The following is a 16340-nucleotide window of genomic DNA, read 5'->3' on the forward strand; positions in this document are numbered from 1 at the left end:
CCAACAGCCGATTTCACCCGGTTTCTGGTAATGGCCACATGGTGCATCAAACGGCGACAAACTCGGTCACGTCAGCGAAAGACGAAGTTTCTAGAGCGATAGCGTCGGAACCGACCCGAACTATAAGGGGCGAGCAGCGGGCCGCTTTGCCGGCGTAGCGAGGAGCTGTGATAAGGCAGTCTTTCAAAGCGCGAACACCAGAAGAGCTGATTGCCCTGCTGAGCGCTGTGGCAACCGCTATCCTTGCTGCAATGATTGTGATGGTACTGTATTTCGGTCGCGAGATTATCATCCCGATAGCGTTGGCCGTTTTGCTCAGCTTCGTGTTGGCGCCTCTGGTAGGACTGCTCCAGAGCGTGCGTATTCCGCGTGGCTTGGCCGTTGTTAGCGTTGTCATTATCGCCTTCGCATTCATATTTGCGATGGGCAGTCTGCTTGCCACCCAACTAGCCCAGCTGGCCGGCGATTTGCCGAGATATCAGTCCACGATCAGCGAGAAGATCCAATCATTTCGCAACACCACCGCCGGTCGGGGCACGCTTGAGCGCGCATCCGGCATGTTGAAGGATCTGAGCAAGGAGCTGGACAAGCCCAAGGAGGCCGCGAGCGCGCTGGGAGCGGGCGCAGGTGCGAAAGGGACGTCGCCCAAACCCGTTCCGGTGGAAGTCCTCCAGCCCGATCCAGGTGCGTTGGAGAGTTTGCAAAGCCTTATATCACCACTCCTTCATCCGCTTGCGACGACGGGCATCATCGTCATTTTCGTCATCTTCATTTTGCTTCAGCGCGAGGATCTGCGTAATCGTTTGATCCGACTGGCTGGCTCTCATGACCTGCAGCGTACGACGGCCGCCCTTGATGACGCAGCGAGCCGCCTCAGCCGGCTTTTCCTAATTCAACTCCTTCTCAACGGAAGCTTCGGCATCGTTATCGGGCTGGGTCTTTGGCTGATCGGGGTTCCCAGCGCGATCCTGTGGGGGATTCTGGCAGCAGTGTTGCGTTTCGTACCTTATATTGGGGCATTTATCGCTGCGGCTTTTCCTCTCACTCTGGCGGTCGCCGTTGATCCAACCTGGTCCATGCTGCTGTGGACAGTCGCGCTGTTTCTGGTGGTTGAGCCCGTCGTTGGGCATGTAGTGGAACCGTTGGTCTATGGACACAGCACGGGTCTCTCACCGGTCGCTGTCGTAGCATCCGCAACGTTTTGGACGGCGCTCTGGGGCCCGATCGGCCTTGTCCTGGCGACCCCCCTCACGGTGTGCCTGGTTGTGCTGGGACGCCATGTCGAACGCCTGGAGTTCCTTGACGTCATGTTCGGAGATCGACCCGCACTCTCTCCGCCCGAGATATTTTATCAGCGGATGCTTGCTGGCGACCCTACCGAAGCGTCCGAGAAGGCCGAGGAGTTTTTGAAGGAGCGATCCCTTAGCTCCTATTATGACGAGGTCGCTTTGAAAGGATTGCAGTTGGCTCAAGCCGATGCCGACCGAGGCGCCCTCGATCCTGAGCGTCTGATTAAGATTAGAGATGCCGTCAGCGAGTTTGCCAACAACATTTCGGAACTGGATGACCGCCCCCCACCAAAGATCAACCCGACCACCGATGTGGAAGCTACGTCTGCGGTTGAGACCGTGGCTGAAGATGCGCCCTATGAAAATCTGGCGGTTCTCCGCAAACAAGATCTATCCCCTGAATGGCAAGGCGATTATCCCGTCCTCTGCTTGGCCGGACGCAGTCCGATCGATGAAGCTGCTGCGATCATGCTGGGTCAACTTTCGACCGCGCATGGCTTACCGGCCCGCGTCGAGGGGGCCGAAGCTTTGTCGACCGCCAATATCTTCCGGCTGGAGACCGCCGGTGTAGCGATCGTCTGTCTAGTATACATGGATGCAAGTGGCCCCGCTCATATGCGTTACTCGGTGCGACGGCTTCGTCGTAAATTGCCAAAGGCTACGATCATTTTAGGTTGCTGGATGAAGGACATGGACCCAGCGGCGTTGGAAGCCCTTCGGGAAGGGGCGAAAGCTGACTTGGCGGCTGCAAGCCTGGGCGGGGCGCTTAAACTCTGCATCGAGGCGACAGGTTTGAAAGATCTGTCGACAACACCTGACGGTCAGGTTTCAAATACCACGGCGGCTTAGAAGGCAGTCGATCGGACTTGCCCTCCCGACATGCGCTCATCAGCCCAGTATTGCTTGGTGCCTTCTGACGCGTATCCAACCGGTTGGCGTTTCACGCCTATCTGCAACAGATGGCTCAGGAAGGGCTTGATCGAACGCAAGCGCCATTCGGTGGGCCACGTGACTCATTTGTACTTCGCTGCTCGTGCTACGAAGACCGGTGGCGGCGCGATCCCGGGCAGGGCCACTACATGGCCCACCAGCTGCTTTGCTGAATAACTCGCAAGATTGGGATACTGATCGTGTGGTGCGATATTGGCTTGAGCCTGATCACCAGTTCAATGTTTGCTCATGGTGGAGGCAGTTCTCGCTCGGGCGTCGGCCTTCCCCGCCCAAAAGCGAAACTGCTGCCGAAAAAAAGCATGACGACGCTCAAAGAAATTAATTTTTTCAGCGAGCTTGCAGCGTGCCAGCGCCTTCGGGCAAAGACCCCGCACCCAACCAAGAAAGAGCTGCAAGAGGCGTTGACATTGAAGCCCGCCTCAGCAGGAATGACCAAGCTCGACATTTGTTGAGCTATGGAATGCTATTTGGGAGGCTGCAGACCGGGTAAGGTCCGCCACTCGTTGATGTGCGCGCAGTGTCGGCGATGCGGCCACCGTGACGGCTCCCGCGTCAGAGATTGGCGACCGGTGCCGAAAATGCAGGTTAGGCGTTTCCCGCCTGCTTGCAGGAGGCGAAGACCGGGGAGAAGAGTTTGGCCATATCGTATTCTCCGCGTCGGAACGGAAGCCCTCAGCCTGTTGCGTCATGAAGGCGATATCGACCTCTTCATCACCGCGCCGATTGCAAAAAAGCCCTAGCCCGAAAACGGCTGGGGCTTTTGCATTTGGAATTTGCTGGGACCGGGCGCTCACCAGATCGCTGGATTTTCGCGGCAACGGTTTGGTGGCCTTCCCGGGAAACCTGCTTATGAGTTGGACGCGCCCGTCGCTTCTGCGATGACATGGTTACAGCATCGAGGTACGCACCATGCCTGAGATGTTAACGTGGTTCGTATCAACTCAGATGACAGCCCCGGTCAGCAAGAAAGCACCGCCGAGCACGGCCAGCACAAGTCCAGGTCAATTTGATTTGATTTCGAAGCCGCTACCCGGTCTTTCAGGTTCCAGCGTGTCACGCCCAGAGCGAAGCGGCCTTCCACCGCTTAATCGGCCTCGCCAGATTGGCTGAAGCGCCATCTGGAGCACGCCGCTGAACACAAGGAGCACACCAAGCCATATGAGGGTCATGCTCGCCTCCTCACCGTGAGCGTCGAGGGGTTGCTTCGCCGAGAACCGTCTTCCATTTGACGTCTAACCGGGAGCTTTTTCATTCAGGGAATGACCTGGACGCCATCGGATGCGGCAGCGCGCCGCAGGTGGGCTGCGGAATCACGCTCTCCGAAGCTCAAGCTATGCCAATCCCAGAGTATCCTGCTTAGTCTTCGTCCGGCTCGCGCACGACCGGCGGTTCGTCCGTTCGATTCTCTTCGTCGTCTTGCTCTTGGTCCTCGTCCTCGTCGTCGTCATCAGGATCTCGGGGCGGCATCGTGTTGCTGTGGATGACCCAACTCGGACTCCGCCTAACCATTCGCGAATTTACGCGGCACGTTGCTTGTCTGACTGTTCCTCGACAGTGGTCGCGGTTTCTTCCAGCCCCTTTTCGTAATTGCCGGCGAACCTCTCGATGCTGTTGGCCCACATCCTCAGCATTGAGACCTGGAAGTGCATGATTGGCTTCAAGGCATTCATGCCGATTGCTGTCGCTGCGGGGATGCGCCTTTGTGGGTCGCGCGCGAAATGGCTTGCGTTAGAGGTCTTGTCTGCCATGCTATTCGCTCCGTCTGCTCTGGTGTAATGATCCAAAAACTAAGTGTCGGCTTGCGCACGTCGTGATTCTAAGCACTCGGCCAAAGCTTGATCTGCCGCGAGTCTCGCACCTCGGTCGTCATGCAATTCGTCCAGTTTTTTCAAGTAAGCAACTGCCGCGATTTGCAAGAGATCGAAATTATATTCGCCGGTATCACGAAGATTGGTGACATAGCGATAGAGGGCGGAACGTCTGCTATCGTTCTCGCTGATACTGCTGTGGAGCAGCAAGTAGTTCCGCCAAGCGAACGCACACGCGCCTTCTGTGGCCTGAGAAGTCATGGGCACCTCCCAAAAGCCAGAGAAAGACTGACGGGCCGTTTCGTTCCGCGAACTCCTCAGGTGTAATGCTGTTCCATAGCTGCGCCGCAAGGTGGTTGCGCGCGGGCGATGTCGGTGTAACCGTCGGCGACATCCATGCGCAATCGGTCATTGGGGTTGGCTGCTCCCTAGGGAACAGCGCCGGGCCGCGAATAGGCGCCGGTCGCCTGTCGAGAGGCCGCTTGCTCGAATGACCGTGCGTGTGTTCCTTGGAAAACGAGACTGCCGAAAGTGCGCGACTTCCGGTTCTGGCCCCCGAGCCGAACACCGCGCAAGCCGTTGCCCTTTCGGTCGTCAAGAATGGACGGGACTTGGTCCGCTCGGGGTTTCGACCGCGACGGTCCTGCGATACAGCACGCAGCCAAATCGCCAAATCCCGATGGGCGCAAGCTCGACGAATGCGCAGCTAATTTTCGGTCTCTTCGCAACGGGCCCGGTACATTTGGCCGCTATTCGGTGCCTTCCGGCATCGATGCTTTGGGCTTTCGCGAGCCGCCGGGTGCGACTGGCTGTTTGGCGAGAGCGGCGCCCTTCGATTTCTGCGGAGACTTCACGTGCGCAGACGGAGGCGGGCTGACCGGGACCGGCACCACTCCGACACCAATGGCATACGGGCGCCATCGACCTGTGACGTGCTGCAAAAAAATATCGAAAGTGATCCGCGGCGAACTGTCGAATTCTCCTTTCACCCGAAGATAACCCTGCGGCGTGAATGTCGGCAGTTGGGCAAATCGGGGCTGGGCGACGGCCACGATTGAGAAGTCGGTACCCTGTTGGCGGATCGGCCTGAAGCTCTCCTCGAGGCGTTCGGGCGTATTGAGACCTTGAGCATCCGGGGCTGAAAGATCGCGCAGAACCGTATAATTCCCGGAGAGATTTGCGTCGTTCACTGCCAGCAGGACGTTGCGCACGAGCGAAATCAGTTGTTCCGCGCTCGGGAACGGCGGCTTGTCCGGGTTCGCATTTGCCACCGGAGCGCTCTGCACCGGGATTGGAGGAAATGGCTGCGGTATTGCTGGCCTTTCCTGGACCGGAACCGCGACACCTCCCGACGGAGGTCCGGCCTGGGCACGGGCTCCCGGTGCTTCAATCAGTGCTGTAGTGACGGCCAGCGTGGCGAAGAAAACACATCTGAGCAACAAACATCCCCTGCAAGTGGAGTGATCGGTGCGTGGCTGCCAAGTTACCATCCGGCCGACATACCGATGCGGCCGCCCGCTCCACCCCTTCCGCTCAGATCGAGTGCCACGCCGCCATTGACGGTGAAAGTTTGGTTGATACGGGCTACACCCTGAAAGGCGACCGCCTGCGAGCCATTGAAGAAGCCCAAATTCGCGTGCACTGCGAATCTCTGATGCTCCGGCAGATAGACGCCGCCGAGTGCCATCGCCATCGCGACACCACCGTCGAGACGTCTGAGGTCTTGATCAATGCGGGCGACCTGCTGATTTAGATTATTGAGGTTATTGAAGATCGATCCGCCATCTGAGGCGAGATTTCCGCTTGCATCGGTTGTAACGACCTGTAGGGGCCCGCTTTGAGCAGCCCTGCTGGCGGCCGACGTGATGCCGGGAGCGGTGTAGGTGTTGGACGCCGTGCCGATAACCACCTGATTGTCACGCGTTGCTACGGCCCCATTGCCGATGGCCGTCGCATTGTTGAACGAGCCTGTGGAGGCGCCCTGGCCGATCGCCGTCGAGCCCACGCCAAGCGCTTGCGAACCTTGTCCGAGCGCCACGGAGTTCGTGCCCGCAGAAGCATTGGTCCCCAACGCGACGGAGTTCGTCCCGTTTGCCGCGGCGTTCACGCCGCAACCCAACGATGACGCCGCCGCCGATGCGCCACTATTGCTCGGGGTCACCGAGTTGACGACGGGGGTAGTTGTTGGCGTCACGGCCGTCAGTATGGGCGCAGTTGTAACGTTAAGTCCGTTGACGAATTGAGCATTAGTGGGCGTGATACTCGTAACAGCGCTAGCGGTGGCCGGCGTGAAGGTCGCACTGGTCAAAAACGTACCCGATGTCGCATCTACGTTCGTCACCACTTGCTGCGTCGTTGGCGTGCCGCTCACCATCGGCACGGTCAGGAGGGGCCCGAGTATGGGGGCAGCCCTTGTGGGGTTTAGGAGTTCAACTTGTCCGCCATTTGCCGCGGTAGGTGTGCCACCAGGAAAGAGAAATTGAGCCCCGGCGTTGTCGTTGTCGGCCGGGTTAAATGCGACGGTCAGGAGGTTGTTCGGCAGGCCTGGGGTGGGCGTGATGCCAGTGACTATTCCGGTGGTCGAAGTCACACTCGTTACTGCCGCCGCGTTGGCCGTAGTGAAAGTCGTTGCGCTGGTCAAGAACGGCACTGCCCCAGGATTGGCCGTCACATTTGTCAAAGCGGCAGCCATCGTCGGCGTTACGGACGTCACCACCTGTTCGCCGGGCGTCCCGCTGATTCCGCTTACGACATCGGCGAAGGTCGCGGTCGTTCCCGTGACGCATGTCGCTGCCGAAGCCGAGGACGACAGCGCAGCGTTGAGGCTGCCCACGCTGAGCGCTGCGAGGAGGGTTTGGTTCGGGCCCGACGCCAAGATCGCTAACAACCACGTCGTCGCTTGGCGCGGCACCACTGACGGACTCATGGGACCCCCAGAGATCAGTAGAGATCTAAACTTGCATGCTTAGGTTGCACAGTCTTTGGCAAAAATGCAGAAATTGTTTGTTTGAATGGCGCCACACTGATCCCCTTTTTGTGGCCTTCTTGTGTTGTTTTGTGAGAGTGCAACTTAGCGACTATCCGACAGCCGGCTTCGGTTCCATCTGAAGGGACGATGTTCCGCGCATGGATCGATCTGGAATCGCATCCTGCATGAGCGAACCCCGGAATCTCGAGATTCCGGGTCTGGTCCTTCGGACCATCCCGGAATGACGCTTCGCGTCACATCAGCCGGACTTCGACGACGTCGGGCCGCTGTCGGAGGCCAACATCACGCGAAAGCTGCTGCTAGTTGCGGCGACGAACGGAAAGTTTCTCCGACCAACAGGAGAACAAGCTGGTCAAAGCGCGTGCGCAATCAGACGGATTGACTCCTTCGCAGAAGGCATGCTCGCGCTTGACGCGGCGACCATGCAGTGTTGCTTGGAGACCGCACGATGATAACCAAAAGGCTAGTCAGTCCCGTCCGGCACTGACGTGCCCGGCTATCTCGCCTTCGACAACAGCCAGCAGTTTGATGCGCTTGGCTATGGTGGCACCGACGATATGGGCGCTGGCTATGTCGAGTTCATAATCAAAGCAGGGACCGACGCCGATTTCATCGGGCTGTTCGCCGACGCCAAGCGGATAGAGATCGGTTTCGACCAAGGCACGCAGGTGCCATTCAGCATTAACCTGCAAGGCAGTCGCGGCGCCGCCGAGGTGTTCAACGGTTGCATGGCATTCATCGACAGAGCCGCAGCCCTTCGCCAAGGCTCCGAGCGCGCCGACCGAGGTGAAGAAGGACGACGGCAGCATCTGGATGGAAACCGCGATCGAATTCTGCATCTTGGTTGCGTCTATCTCGTTCCGGTGGCCCTCTTGCTGCGCGCATTCGGCCGTCTCTGACGCTTCGACAAAATCGAGCAAGCAATGCGTAACCACAATAGATGCCAGTGCGGCAAGCGGCCCGCCCAGTCATAGCCGTTGCGTGTGAAGCAGCGGACCCGCGCGCCATCCCGGCGCACCATCAACCGGTAGCCGTGGTGCTTGATTTCGTGGACCCACAATGGACCGGACGGTGGCTGCGCCATCTTCGCCGGCAGGCACGGTTCGATGAAGCCGGAGGGAAAGACCATGGCCGCAGGATAGGGCAATAGCCGGGTGGTTCAACCGCGCTGAGTTCGGCTTCGTCGGTCATGCGTATGGAGCCGCTCAACGCGCAGCGGTTACGCCTAAAGTATTGAGGGTGGTTTCTCGGGTACATGCTACTCTAGATTGCTCGCATTTGCGTAGGAGTTGCGGGAGTGGGGCGGAAGCGAATTTCGAAGAGGCAACAGTTATTGTTGGAGCAATTTTCACCTAATCTGTTCGAACAGCTTGTTGAGCTAGAATGGTTAAGAGAGCAAGTTAGGCAAGCGGAAGCGTTAAATCCCAAAAAGGTCCTGGCACAATTCAAAGCTCGCCGGAAACAGAAAACGACCAAAGCCAGACGGGATTAGCCCGAGCTTCGTTGGCGAGTTAAAACAACGGGCAATTCTCAGCGAAGTTTTCGCCTCGTTGATGGTTAACAACCCGTCACGCCAGCATCTGATCAATGTTCTCGCAGAAGCGGATGGAAGCTTTGTGTTCAGGACCTGTCAGGATAATGCCGACCCGCTGTTGGTGGTGGCCGAGGGCGTGGTCGCGTTGCGAACGGCGCCCGTCGGGCCGCCCGATCGATCAAGAAATCATCCAGCCTTCTGCCAGCTTGAATGAGCGCCCCAAGCCACCGGGGTAGCTTCCCACGGCCGGACCAAGTCTCCGTTGGGTTCTTCGGATTTCGATACTTCGGAGAAACGGGAGGGTAAGGGCGTTTGTCGGCCGCATGAAGCAGACGCTGGCGTTTGTTCGAGCTTGGTTTTTTCCGCCTGTAGTTTTCGAGCGAGCTCAACGATCACCTCTTCATGGAGTTTCCATGGACATCGATTTAAAGTTGTTGCCTTTCAGGAACGCCTCCGATGATTTTCCTTTATTGGCGGGCGTCGGCATTTCGGTGCCACGCAAATATTGAACAATCATCAGTTCAATGCATGGCCGTTTTCCGAGTGTTAAGCATAATGCTAAACTAAGGCGTGTGGGAGGGTCATTGTCCTATAGGACAATGACCGGAAAGAGCCCGGCAATTCGGCGTGCCGCCCATCGGACGATCGAATTTCTCGATGGCTGGGTTGCCCCGGCGCTCCTCCTCTGATGCGTTCGATGGCGGTGCCTCACGTCATCGAGCACATCCGCCGCGCGGCTCTTGCCCTGCGTCCCTTCGATCGACGCGAGCCGCACGCGATCGTCTCTGACGCAAACGGCTGGCGATGGCGCTATGATCCGCAGCGCAATAACTTCGTCGCGTCCGATTTTTCGCGCAGCGTGACACAAAGTGCACTGCCGTCCGGCCGACGGTTGTGCTCTCATGCGTGCGCTACCTCTCACTGATCATTCAGCCCCCAGCCCCTTGGTCGGCCAGAGGGAGCGCCGCCCCGGCGCAGCCGTTGCCCACGGTCGTGCCGGGGCACAACTCTGTTGAACTGGGCCAGGCTGACGTGGTTGACCAATCCAAACCGACTGCCATGACTAACCTGATCCTAAGTTCGCGCGAGAGGCAGCTCCTACGGCGTTTAGCCGCTGGGAAAACGGATGCTGAGATCGCCCTCCGTCTCGGGGGTACCGCCACGCAAATTTCAGAACAGCGAGTCCGCTTGCTCGGCAAGTTGGGGATCAGCACTGCGGCTGAGATCGCCGACGCAGCCGAGCGGCTGGCGAGTTTGAAATCGTATAGGGCATAACCTAAAAGCGCCGAGCAGTTAGCGCGCATGCCATCCATCGCGCCCATGACGAGGAGCCGCGACGGCGAAGACCAGCGCTTGCGCATTCGACATGTGCCACATAGCGCAACGCCTTTGGGTACAAATGGCACGAAAAGAAAGCGCGAAATGAAAAAGTGCAAATACGTTTAAATCCCGCCGTCGCGCGGTCCCGCACCAAACCCACGCTCCAAAGGACCCTGCATGTCAGTGCTCCTGCCTCTGACCGCTCCACTGGAAAGATGCTGCGCGGCTCATGTTCTCAGGGGCTGTGCGTCAATTCTCGTCCTTCAGGTGGTTCAGCATGCTATTGCAGCGGTCCTCAGCCTCGGCAAAGGTTTTGAAAGGAGAGCCAATAATCTTTATCGCGCCACGGCTCCGGTTAAGTGGACGCCATGACGCGACATAGCCGGGGCTACCGCGAAAGCCGGCACCAGCATGGCTCACGAAGCTTATCACGAACGAATAGTCGTCGCTGGTTGCGCTCCAAATTTCCATGTCCTCGATGGCACGGTGGAATTGCAGGGACATTCTGGTCGTCTTCACCTATGGCCGGTCAGAATCTGCGGAAACGGTTAACCCGCGGTGCGCTACATGACGCCCGCCGATTGCCGCCGCGCCAAAGCTAGGCAGTGCGAGCAAGGAAGCGACCGGAGATTATAGTTCTTTCCTCACCACGGACTGTTCACTTTTGCCGTCACCCGCCATCGCTGGTGCATTTCGCTTATGCGCAGCAAGTAGAGGACTTGCCGAACAGAATTCGATACGAACAGTCCAATGACCGATCGCCACAGTGCTCGCGCCCAGGCTGCTATGCAGTATCTGACGTGGGCACTCGAAAACATCGAAAAGGCCGGCAACCAGAAAGCTGCCCGGTACGCCCACCTTGCGTTGGAAGCGCTGCGCGAGGGCACCCAGCGATCAGCTGATAAGACTGACGCCTAGCCGACCTCGACATGCTGATCGCTCCACGGCAAGGATGCGCACACAAACCTAGCGCACATCCAGCGGCGCGCACGGGAGCGCCACCATGGGCGGCATCGCTCAGGCGTCAGGCTCGCCCGGCCGGAAGGCGCAGCACGGGCCGCGTCAAGCCCTTTGCGGCTGGAGGCGATGCGGCTGCTGGAGCTGATGAGGCTGGCCGCTTCGCGGCCGAGGCCGACGTAGGGGCCGTTGCTGTAACCCGCGCCGCAGTTTTGGCCGCGGCCCTTGCGGCGTCACGCGCTGCCAGGATGGCGACCAGCCTGGTGGCAGCGTGCTCAGCATCCGCGACGTTCACGTGGCCGGCTGGGTTGCCGTCGAGATCCACGCGGGCCGCGCCCGCGACAAGAGCCCGCTGATACATGATCCGCCCCGTGTAGACGCCGAGGGCGACGCCCAGCCGGCGGCGGTCAAGGTCTGGGCACGCCGCCAGGATGTCGGCGGCGATGCCGACCTTCAGCGGCCGATGCGGCTGGTATTTTTCGAGCACGAAGGTTTGCGGAAACCGCTCGGCGAGATGCGTCAAAGCGGCGTCTATGTTTTTCCTGGTCATCGTCATTCCAGCCTTCCCATTCCGAGAACCCGAGAAAATAGAGCCCGGCGCGGCCAGCGGCTCTTGCGTTACGGCGTTATCCACACGATCGTACGACGCCAAGGCGGCAGGCGTCAGGGTAACGCTCAGAAAAATCTGAACGTTTAGGCGGCCGACGCCCCAGGAAGGCCGTACAGCGCGCCAGGAGCGCAGGGCAAGGACACCGGGCGAGCCTGCGCCTGCGCACAGGCGGCCGTAGGCGCGCTTGGCACTCGCTGTCCCGGACGCCGCGGCGTGTGGCATGTGGCTTGCCAAATGCAGCAGTTCTTGCTGAGGGCTTTGCCCCATCGCCAGCAGCAGATCGTGGCACTCGCCCGTCGCTTTGACATTGAGGAGCACGTCGCATGACCGAACCGACCGTCACCGGCACCGACCTCGTGCGCCAAGCGCTGCGCGGGCGAAATCGAAAACTGAACATGGCATCTTTTGCGTGCGATATCGGCATTTTCGTCGGATCGGCTCGACGCGTTCGCGGAGGCCGGATCGAGCTTGACGTGGCGACCGTGCAGGCGATTGTGCGATCCGTCTGGGCAGCGATGTCACGTTCGATGCGGAGCTAAATCTGCTGCGATCGGCGCACAGCGAAGCGCCGCGACCGCTCGGCATTCGTCCGCCGCCGATTGACCCGGCAACACTGCCGACATTCCGGAGCGGCGCCCCGCCGATCAGCCCGCAACTCGTGATGCCACAACAAGAGCCGAAGCCGAAGACGACGCGCCCGGGATGGTTGGGCGGCTGGCTGTGAACCTGTTGCTGTTGCCGTAGTGTCGCGAGTGCCGCACTGACAGGGTCGCCCGCTCGACTCTCCGGCGGCACAAGTGCGTCACGCCTCCCGGATGTACGGAGGATCCTGCCGCGCATTTGCTCTAAGCAAGGTTGAGCCGGTTGACCAACGGATGCGCCTTGGAATGCGATGTCGGCTTTCGCCAACTGCGGACGTGCCGTCGCACACGTCCGGGGCAGCTATGGGCCCAGGCCGCGTGAAAACTCCGCCTGTGCTATTATTTGCCGATGAATCGGCGGGGACGAGCGATGGCGGGATCGTGGAAGGGGTTGATCGCGGACAGAGCGTGTTGTTCCCTGCACTGCTCGACGATTACGTGGCCGAGGACAATCCGGTGCGTGCGGTTGATGTGTTCGTCGACGGGCTCGATCTGGATAAGCTCGGCTTCGTTGGCGTCCAGCCGCTCGACACGGGGCGCCCCGGTTACCATCCCGGCATGATGCTCAAGCTCTACATCTACGGCTACCTCAATCGCGTGCCGTCGAGCCGACGCCTGGAGCGGGAATGCCAGCGCAATATCGAGATGATCTGGCTGACCGGGCAGTTGGCGCCGGACTTCAAGACCATCGCGGATTTCCGCAAGGACAACGGCAAGGCCATTCGTGAGGTCTGCCGCGAGTTCGTCACGCTGTGCCGCAAGCTCGATCTACTTGTTGCAGCGAGCGTCGCCATCGATGGATCGAAGTTCAAGGCCGTCAATGCGCGGGACAAGAACTTCACCGAGGGGAAGATGAAGCGGCGCCTGGAGCGGATCGACGAGAGCATCGCCCGCTATCTCTCGCAGCTCGAGACCGCCGATCGGCACGGCGATGCAGTGCCAGAGGCGAAAGTTGCGAGGTTGAAGGACAAGATCGAGAAGCTCAAAGAGGAGACCGTCCGGCTCAATGCGATCAATACGAAGATGATGAAGAGCGAGGACAAGCAGATCTCGCTGATCGATTCTGACGCGCGCTCGATGGCGACAAGTGGCAAGGACACCGGGATCGTTGGCTATAACGTGCAGATTGCAGTTGATACGCAGCATCATCTCATCGTGGCTCACGAGGTGACCAACGTGGGCACCGATCGCCACCAACTCGCCAACATGGCCGGGCAGGCTCGCGACGAGATGGCTGTCGAGACGCTCGAAGTCGTGGCAGACCGCGGCTATTACGATGGAGAGGAGATCAGGGCCTGCGCGGAAGCCGACATCACGGTGACGTTGCCGAAGCCGACGACTTCGGGCGCCAAAGCTGCGGGCCGCTTCGGCAAACAGGACTTCGTCTATGTCGCTGCCGACGATGTCTATCGGTGTCCCGCCGGCGAGCGGCTAACTTATCACTATACGAACGTAGAGGACGGGAAGACGGTGCGCCGGTATTGGACAAGCACCTGCAAAACCTTGCGCGCTAAAACCTCAGTGCGCAACAGGCCCCGAGCGCCGCATCTCACGCTGGGAGCACGAGGCCGTTCTGGAGAGAGTTCAGAATCGGCTCGACCACAACCCCAATGCAATGGGGGTCCGCCGTCAGACAGCGGAGCATCCGTTCGGCACGATGAAGTGTTGGATGGGGGCAACGCACTTTCTCATGAAAAAGCTGCCAAAGGTAGCCACCGAGATGGCGCTCAACGTGCTCGCCTACAACATGAAGCGCGTGATGACGATCGTGGGCGTGAGCGGATTGCTGGAGGCGATGCGGGCGTGAGGCCGGCCTTCTGCGCAACTAAATCAGCGCCCCAAGTTGCGCGATTTTCACACGGCCTGGGCCATGAACAGACATGGGCCTTTATTCGATCACCTCGTCAGCGCGGGCGAGCATCAGCTGTCGCGGTTGCACGAGACTAAGCATTCTCGGCTTCGTCGGTAACAATAAGCGTCAGACCGTGCTGCCGGATCGGCAGCAACTCACTAGCTTCGATCTGCAGGACTGAAACCAGGAGCGCCGATCGCGGCGAGGTGCTCGATTGTCCGCCGCAGCACCTCGAACAGGACAGCAGTCGACCAACCGAACATCAGAATGCCATTCATCGCAGTCATCGGCCCTTTCAGCCGCCATTCCTGTACCGGCGTGATGTCACCGTAGCCAAGCGTCGTGTAATTGACGAAGGCAAAATAGACCAGATCGCTGCCGGCAGGCGCCGCGCCTACGATGCCGTACACCGATGCCCAGACGAAAACCTCGAGCATGTGCGCGACCATCAGGACAACCGCGGTCGCAACCATGATGGCCATCAGGTGCAGCCTCGGCCGCGCGGTGTGCCGCAAGCCCGCCGTGCGGGCGATGCCGATGGCGCCAACGGTCCCCAAAGCATGGATCATGATGTTGATCACGCTGACGATGGAGCCGACCAGGAGTTGATACGTCATCGCCCGTCTCACCAAAATGGAACAAGATGCTAGGGGCGCCCTTGCGGCCATGCAATGACTTCAGCCCTTTGGGGTGGACATGCCCGTTGCGGCTTTCTTCGTGGTCTCGCCCATGCTCTTCGTCTGGTCGGTCAGCGACCGCGTTTCTGAGGCGCATTGGCGCGGCAGTTCGTGCGTTTCGCCACAACCGATTGAACGAGCAAACAGGACAGGGCTGACAGACGGCAAGGAAAAAGGAGGAGTCGGCTTCACCCCGTCCCCTGGCCCGCCGGCGGGACCACATACAGCGTCAGCGCAAAGACCGCGTAGATAAAGATGAGCAGGGCGCCGACGAACCAGGCCGAGCGCCCGCTGCTCGTAATGAAGCTCGCGGTCACGGTCGCAATCATCACCATGGTGACAGCGCCCGGCCAGAACTGCAGGCTCATCGGCGACGGTCCGACGACATAGCTCAGCAGCACCAGCGCGGGTGCGACGAACAGCGCGATCTGGGAGGCGCTGCCGAGCGCGATGCTGACACTCATGTCGAGGCGGTCCTTGCGCGCCGCAGAAAAGGCCACGGCAAACTCGGCGGCGGCGCCGACCAGTGAGACGATGATGAAGCCGACAAAGGCCGGGCTCATTCCGAAAGTTTCCGCCGCCTTCTGTACGGACTCGACAAAAATCTCACTCACCAGTGCGACCAGCACGGTGACGGTGACCAGTGTACCGACCGCAAGGCCAATCGGCCAATGTTCTTCGCTCTCACCATGCTCTGCGCTCGCGAACAATTCCTTGTGGGTCTTCAGCGAGAACAGCAGGCCGAGCGCGTAGGCGATGATGAGCAGGATGGCGAGACCGACGCTGAGCTTCCGCATAATGGCCTCGCCCTGCGCGAGATCGAGGTCGGCGACCGCCGACGGGGCGAGCAGAGCGACAGTGGCCATCAGCAGGAGACCGGAGTAGAGCCGCGCGCCGGCCCGATTGTATTCCTGGACGTGATAGCGTAGGCCGCCGAGCAGCAGACAGGCGCCGAGCATGAACAGGGCGTTGGTGACAATCGCGCCGGCAATCGACGCTTTCACGAGCATATACTGGCCAGCGTGCAACGCGGTGATCGCAATGATCAGCTCCGTCAGGTTTCCCAGCGTCGCATTGAGAAGGCCGCCGACAGCATCGCCGGTCTTGGCGGCAACCGCTTCGGTTGCGTGGCTGAGCAGGGCGGCCAGCGGCACGATGGCAAGTACCGAAAGCACGAAGAGCAGCGTATGGGAATGCGGCGCCACCCTTTCCGCGACCAGCACAACCGGTACGAAGATCAGCATCCAGAGCAGCGGGGTGTGCCGGATTTGCTTCAGGAGGAGTTTCATGGCGGGCGCCGTCTCCATACTGGATGCGATGACGCAAAATCCGGCCTCGCCGCGGTACCGGTATTGATCTCGGTCAACACAGACCCCAGGCCGGGAAGGGCTTGCTTTTCGCCATCCCCACACAAAATGTCGCCGCGAAGACGGGTTGAGTTTACGCGCTAACGCGCCGTGGAGCTACACAGACAGCAAACGTCTTGAACTGGCGTCGCTGAATTTTTAATCCCACTCCCATGCCATCATCCGCGACAAATTGTTTCATCAGGGGTGCAAATCGTGGGACGTCTGAGTTGGGTCAATGGACTAAACCGCTCGCGCGGTAGGCCGCTGCGGCAAACAGGGTGGCCAGGCCGATAGCGCCAAGGGGCGTCCTGTCTTGAGATTGAGGGGTTGCAACAACCTCACCCAAGACAGGAGCATCCCCAT

At 59.8% G+C, this 16340-nt stretch carries 16 protein-coding genes and 1 pseudogene; 7 read left to right on the forward strand and 10 right to left on the reverse strand.

Going from position 1 to position 16340, the window contains the following annotated elements:
- Positions 1-167: 167 nt before the first annotated feature.
- Complete coding sequence (locus ACZXDY_RS33625) at positions 168-2138, forward strand: AI-2E family transporter (protein WP_464348500.1); 1971 nt, start codon at positions 168-170, stop codon at positions 2136-2138.
- Between the two features lie 299 nt (positions 2139-2437).
- Positions 2438-2692, forward strand: a complete 255-nt coding sequence (locus tag ACZXDY_RS33630) for a hypothetical protein (protein WP_464348501.1) — start codon at positions 2438-2440, stop codon at positions 2690-2692.
- Between the two features lie 1065 nt (positions 2693-3757).
- Here the strand turns inward: ACZXDY_RS33630 and ACZXDY_RS33635 are convergent.
- The 6 genes from ACZXDY_RS33635 to ACZXDY_RS33660 all read right to left on the reverse strand — a co-directional run bounded on the left by ACZXDY_RS33635 (position 3758) and on the right by ACZXDY_RS33660 (position 8960).
- Positions 3758-3988 (reverse strand): hypothetical protein, encoded by a 231-nt coding sequence (locus tag ACZXDY_RS33635; protein ID WP_464348502.1) that lies wholly within the window; start codon positions 3986-3988, stop codon positions 3758-3760.
- Positions 3989-4027: 39 nt separating this feature from the next.
- Entirely contained in the window at positions 4028-4309 is a 282-nt protein-coding gene (locus tag ACZXDY_RS33640; RefSeq protein WP_464348503.1) for a hypothetical protein, read from the reverse strand.
- Positions 4310-4797: 488 nt separating this feature from the next.
- On the reverse strand, positions 4798-5319 hold the full coding sequence (locus ACZXDY_RS33645; RefSeq protein ID WP_464348504.1) for a hypothetical protein: 522 nt from the start codon (positions 5317-5319) through the stop codon (positions 4798-4800).
- Positions 5320-5531: 212 nt separating this feature from the next.
- The gene (locus ACZXDY_RS33650) at positions 5532-6974 is read right to left on the reverse strand and encodes a YadA-like family protein (RefSeq protein WP_464348505.1); all 1443 of its coding nucleotides are present in this window, start codon (positions 6972-6974) and stop codon (positions 5532-5534) included.
- 530 nt (positions 6975-7504) lie between these two features.
- Entirely contained in the window at positions 7505-7957 is a 453-nt protein-coding gene (locus ACZXDY_RS33655) for a hypothetical protein (protein WP_464348506.1), read from the reverse strand.
- 700 nt (positions 7958-8657) lie between these two features.
- The gene (locus tag ACZXDY_RS33660) at positions 8658-8960 is read right to left on the reverse strand and encodes an H-NS histone family protein (RefSeq protein ID WP_464348507.1); all 303 of its coding nucleotides are present in this window, start codon (positions 8958-8960) and stop codon (positions 8658-8660) included.
- On the opposite strand from ACZXDY_RS33660, the gene ACZXDY_RS33665 reads away from it, so the two are divergent.
- Together ACZXDY_RS33665 and ACZXDY_RS33670 are read left to right on the forward strand one after the other, a co-directional pair.
- Positions 8895-9080, forward strand: a complete 186-nt coding sequence (locus tag ACZXDY_RS33665; protein ID WP_464348516.1) for a hypothetical protein — start codon at positions 8895-8897, stop codon at positions 9078-9080. The two genes, ACZXDY_RS33660 and ACZXDY_RS33665, sit on opposite strands and share 66 nt — an antisense overlap.
- Positions 9081-9630: 550 nt before the next feature.
- The gene (locus tag ACZXDY_RS33670) at positions 9631-9846 is read left to right on the forward strand and encodes a LuxR C-terminal-related transcriptional regulator (protein WP_464348515.1); all 216 of its coding nucleotides are present in this window, start codon (positions 9631-9633) and stop codon (positions 9844-9846) included.
- Positions 9847-10140: 294 nt separating this feature from the next.
- Here ACZXDY_RS33670 and ACZXDY_RS33675 read toward each other — a convergent pair whose 3' ends face one another.
- Entirely contained in the window at positions 10141-10395 is a 255-nt protein-coding gene (locus tag ACZXDY_RS33675) for a hypothetical protein (RefSeq protein ID WP_464348508.1), read from the reverse strand.
- A 246-nt stretch (positions 10396-10641) separates the two neighbouring features.
- Here ACZXDY_RS33675 and ACZXDY_RS33680 point away from each other — a divergent pair, with 246 nt between their 5' ends.
- A complete protein-coding gene (locus ACZXDY_RS33680) occupies positions 10642-10809 on the forward strand; it encodes a hypothetical protein (RefSeq protein ID WP_464348509.1) in 168 nt (55 codons plus the stop codon).
- Positions 10810-10915: 106 nt separating this feature from the next.
- Here the strand turns inward: ACZXDY_RS33680 and ACZXDY_RS33685 are convergent, their stop codons facing one another.
- Positions 10916-11398 (reverse strand): ProQ/FINO family protein, encoded by a 483-nt coding sequence (locus tag ACZXDY_RS33685; RefSeq protein ID WP_464348510.1) that lies wholly within the window; start codon positions 11396-11398, stop codon positions 10916-10918.
- A gap of 383 nt (positions 11399-11781) precedes the next feature.
- Between ACZXDY_RS33685 and ACZXDY_RS33690 the strand changes: the two genes are divergently transcribed.
- Together ACZXDY_RS33690 and ACZXDY_RS33695 are read left to right on the forward strand one after the other, a co-directional pair.
- Entirely contained in the window at positions 11782-11997 is a 216-nt protein-coding gene (locus tag ACZXDY_RS33690) for a hypothetical protein (RefSeq protein WP_464348511.1), read from the forward strand.
- 480 nt (positions 11998-12477) lie between these two features.
- Positions 12478-13906, forward strand: a pseudogene (locus ACZXDY_RS33695) (IS1182 family transposase).
- A 203-nt stretch (positions 13907-14109) separates the two neighbouring features.
- Here the strand turns inward: ACZXDY_RS33695 and ACZXDY_RS33700 are convergent.
- Both ACZXDY_RS33700 and cax read right to left on the reverse strand, forming a co-directional pair.
- Positions 14110-14568, reverse strand: a complete 459-nt coding sequence (locus tag ACZXDY_RS33700) for a potassium channel family protein (protein ID WP_464348512.1) — start codon at positions 14566-14568, stop codon at positions 14110-14112.
- A gap of 248 nt (positions 14569-14816) precedes the next feature.
- Positions 14817-15917 carry a calcium/proton exchanger gene (gene cax, locus ACZXDY_RS33705; RefSeq protein WP_464348513.1) on the reverse strand — a complete coding sequence of 367 codons (1101 nt, stop codon included), beginning with the start codon at positions 15915-15917 and terminating at the stop codon, positions 14817-14819.
- Between the last annotated feature and the right edge of the window lie 423 nt (positions 15918-16340).

The organism is Bradyrhizobium sp. LeoB3, from assembly GCF_055456055.1.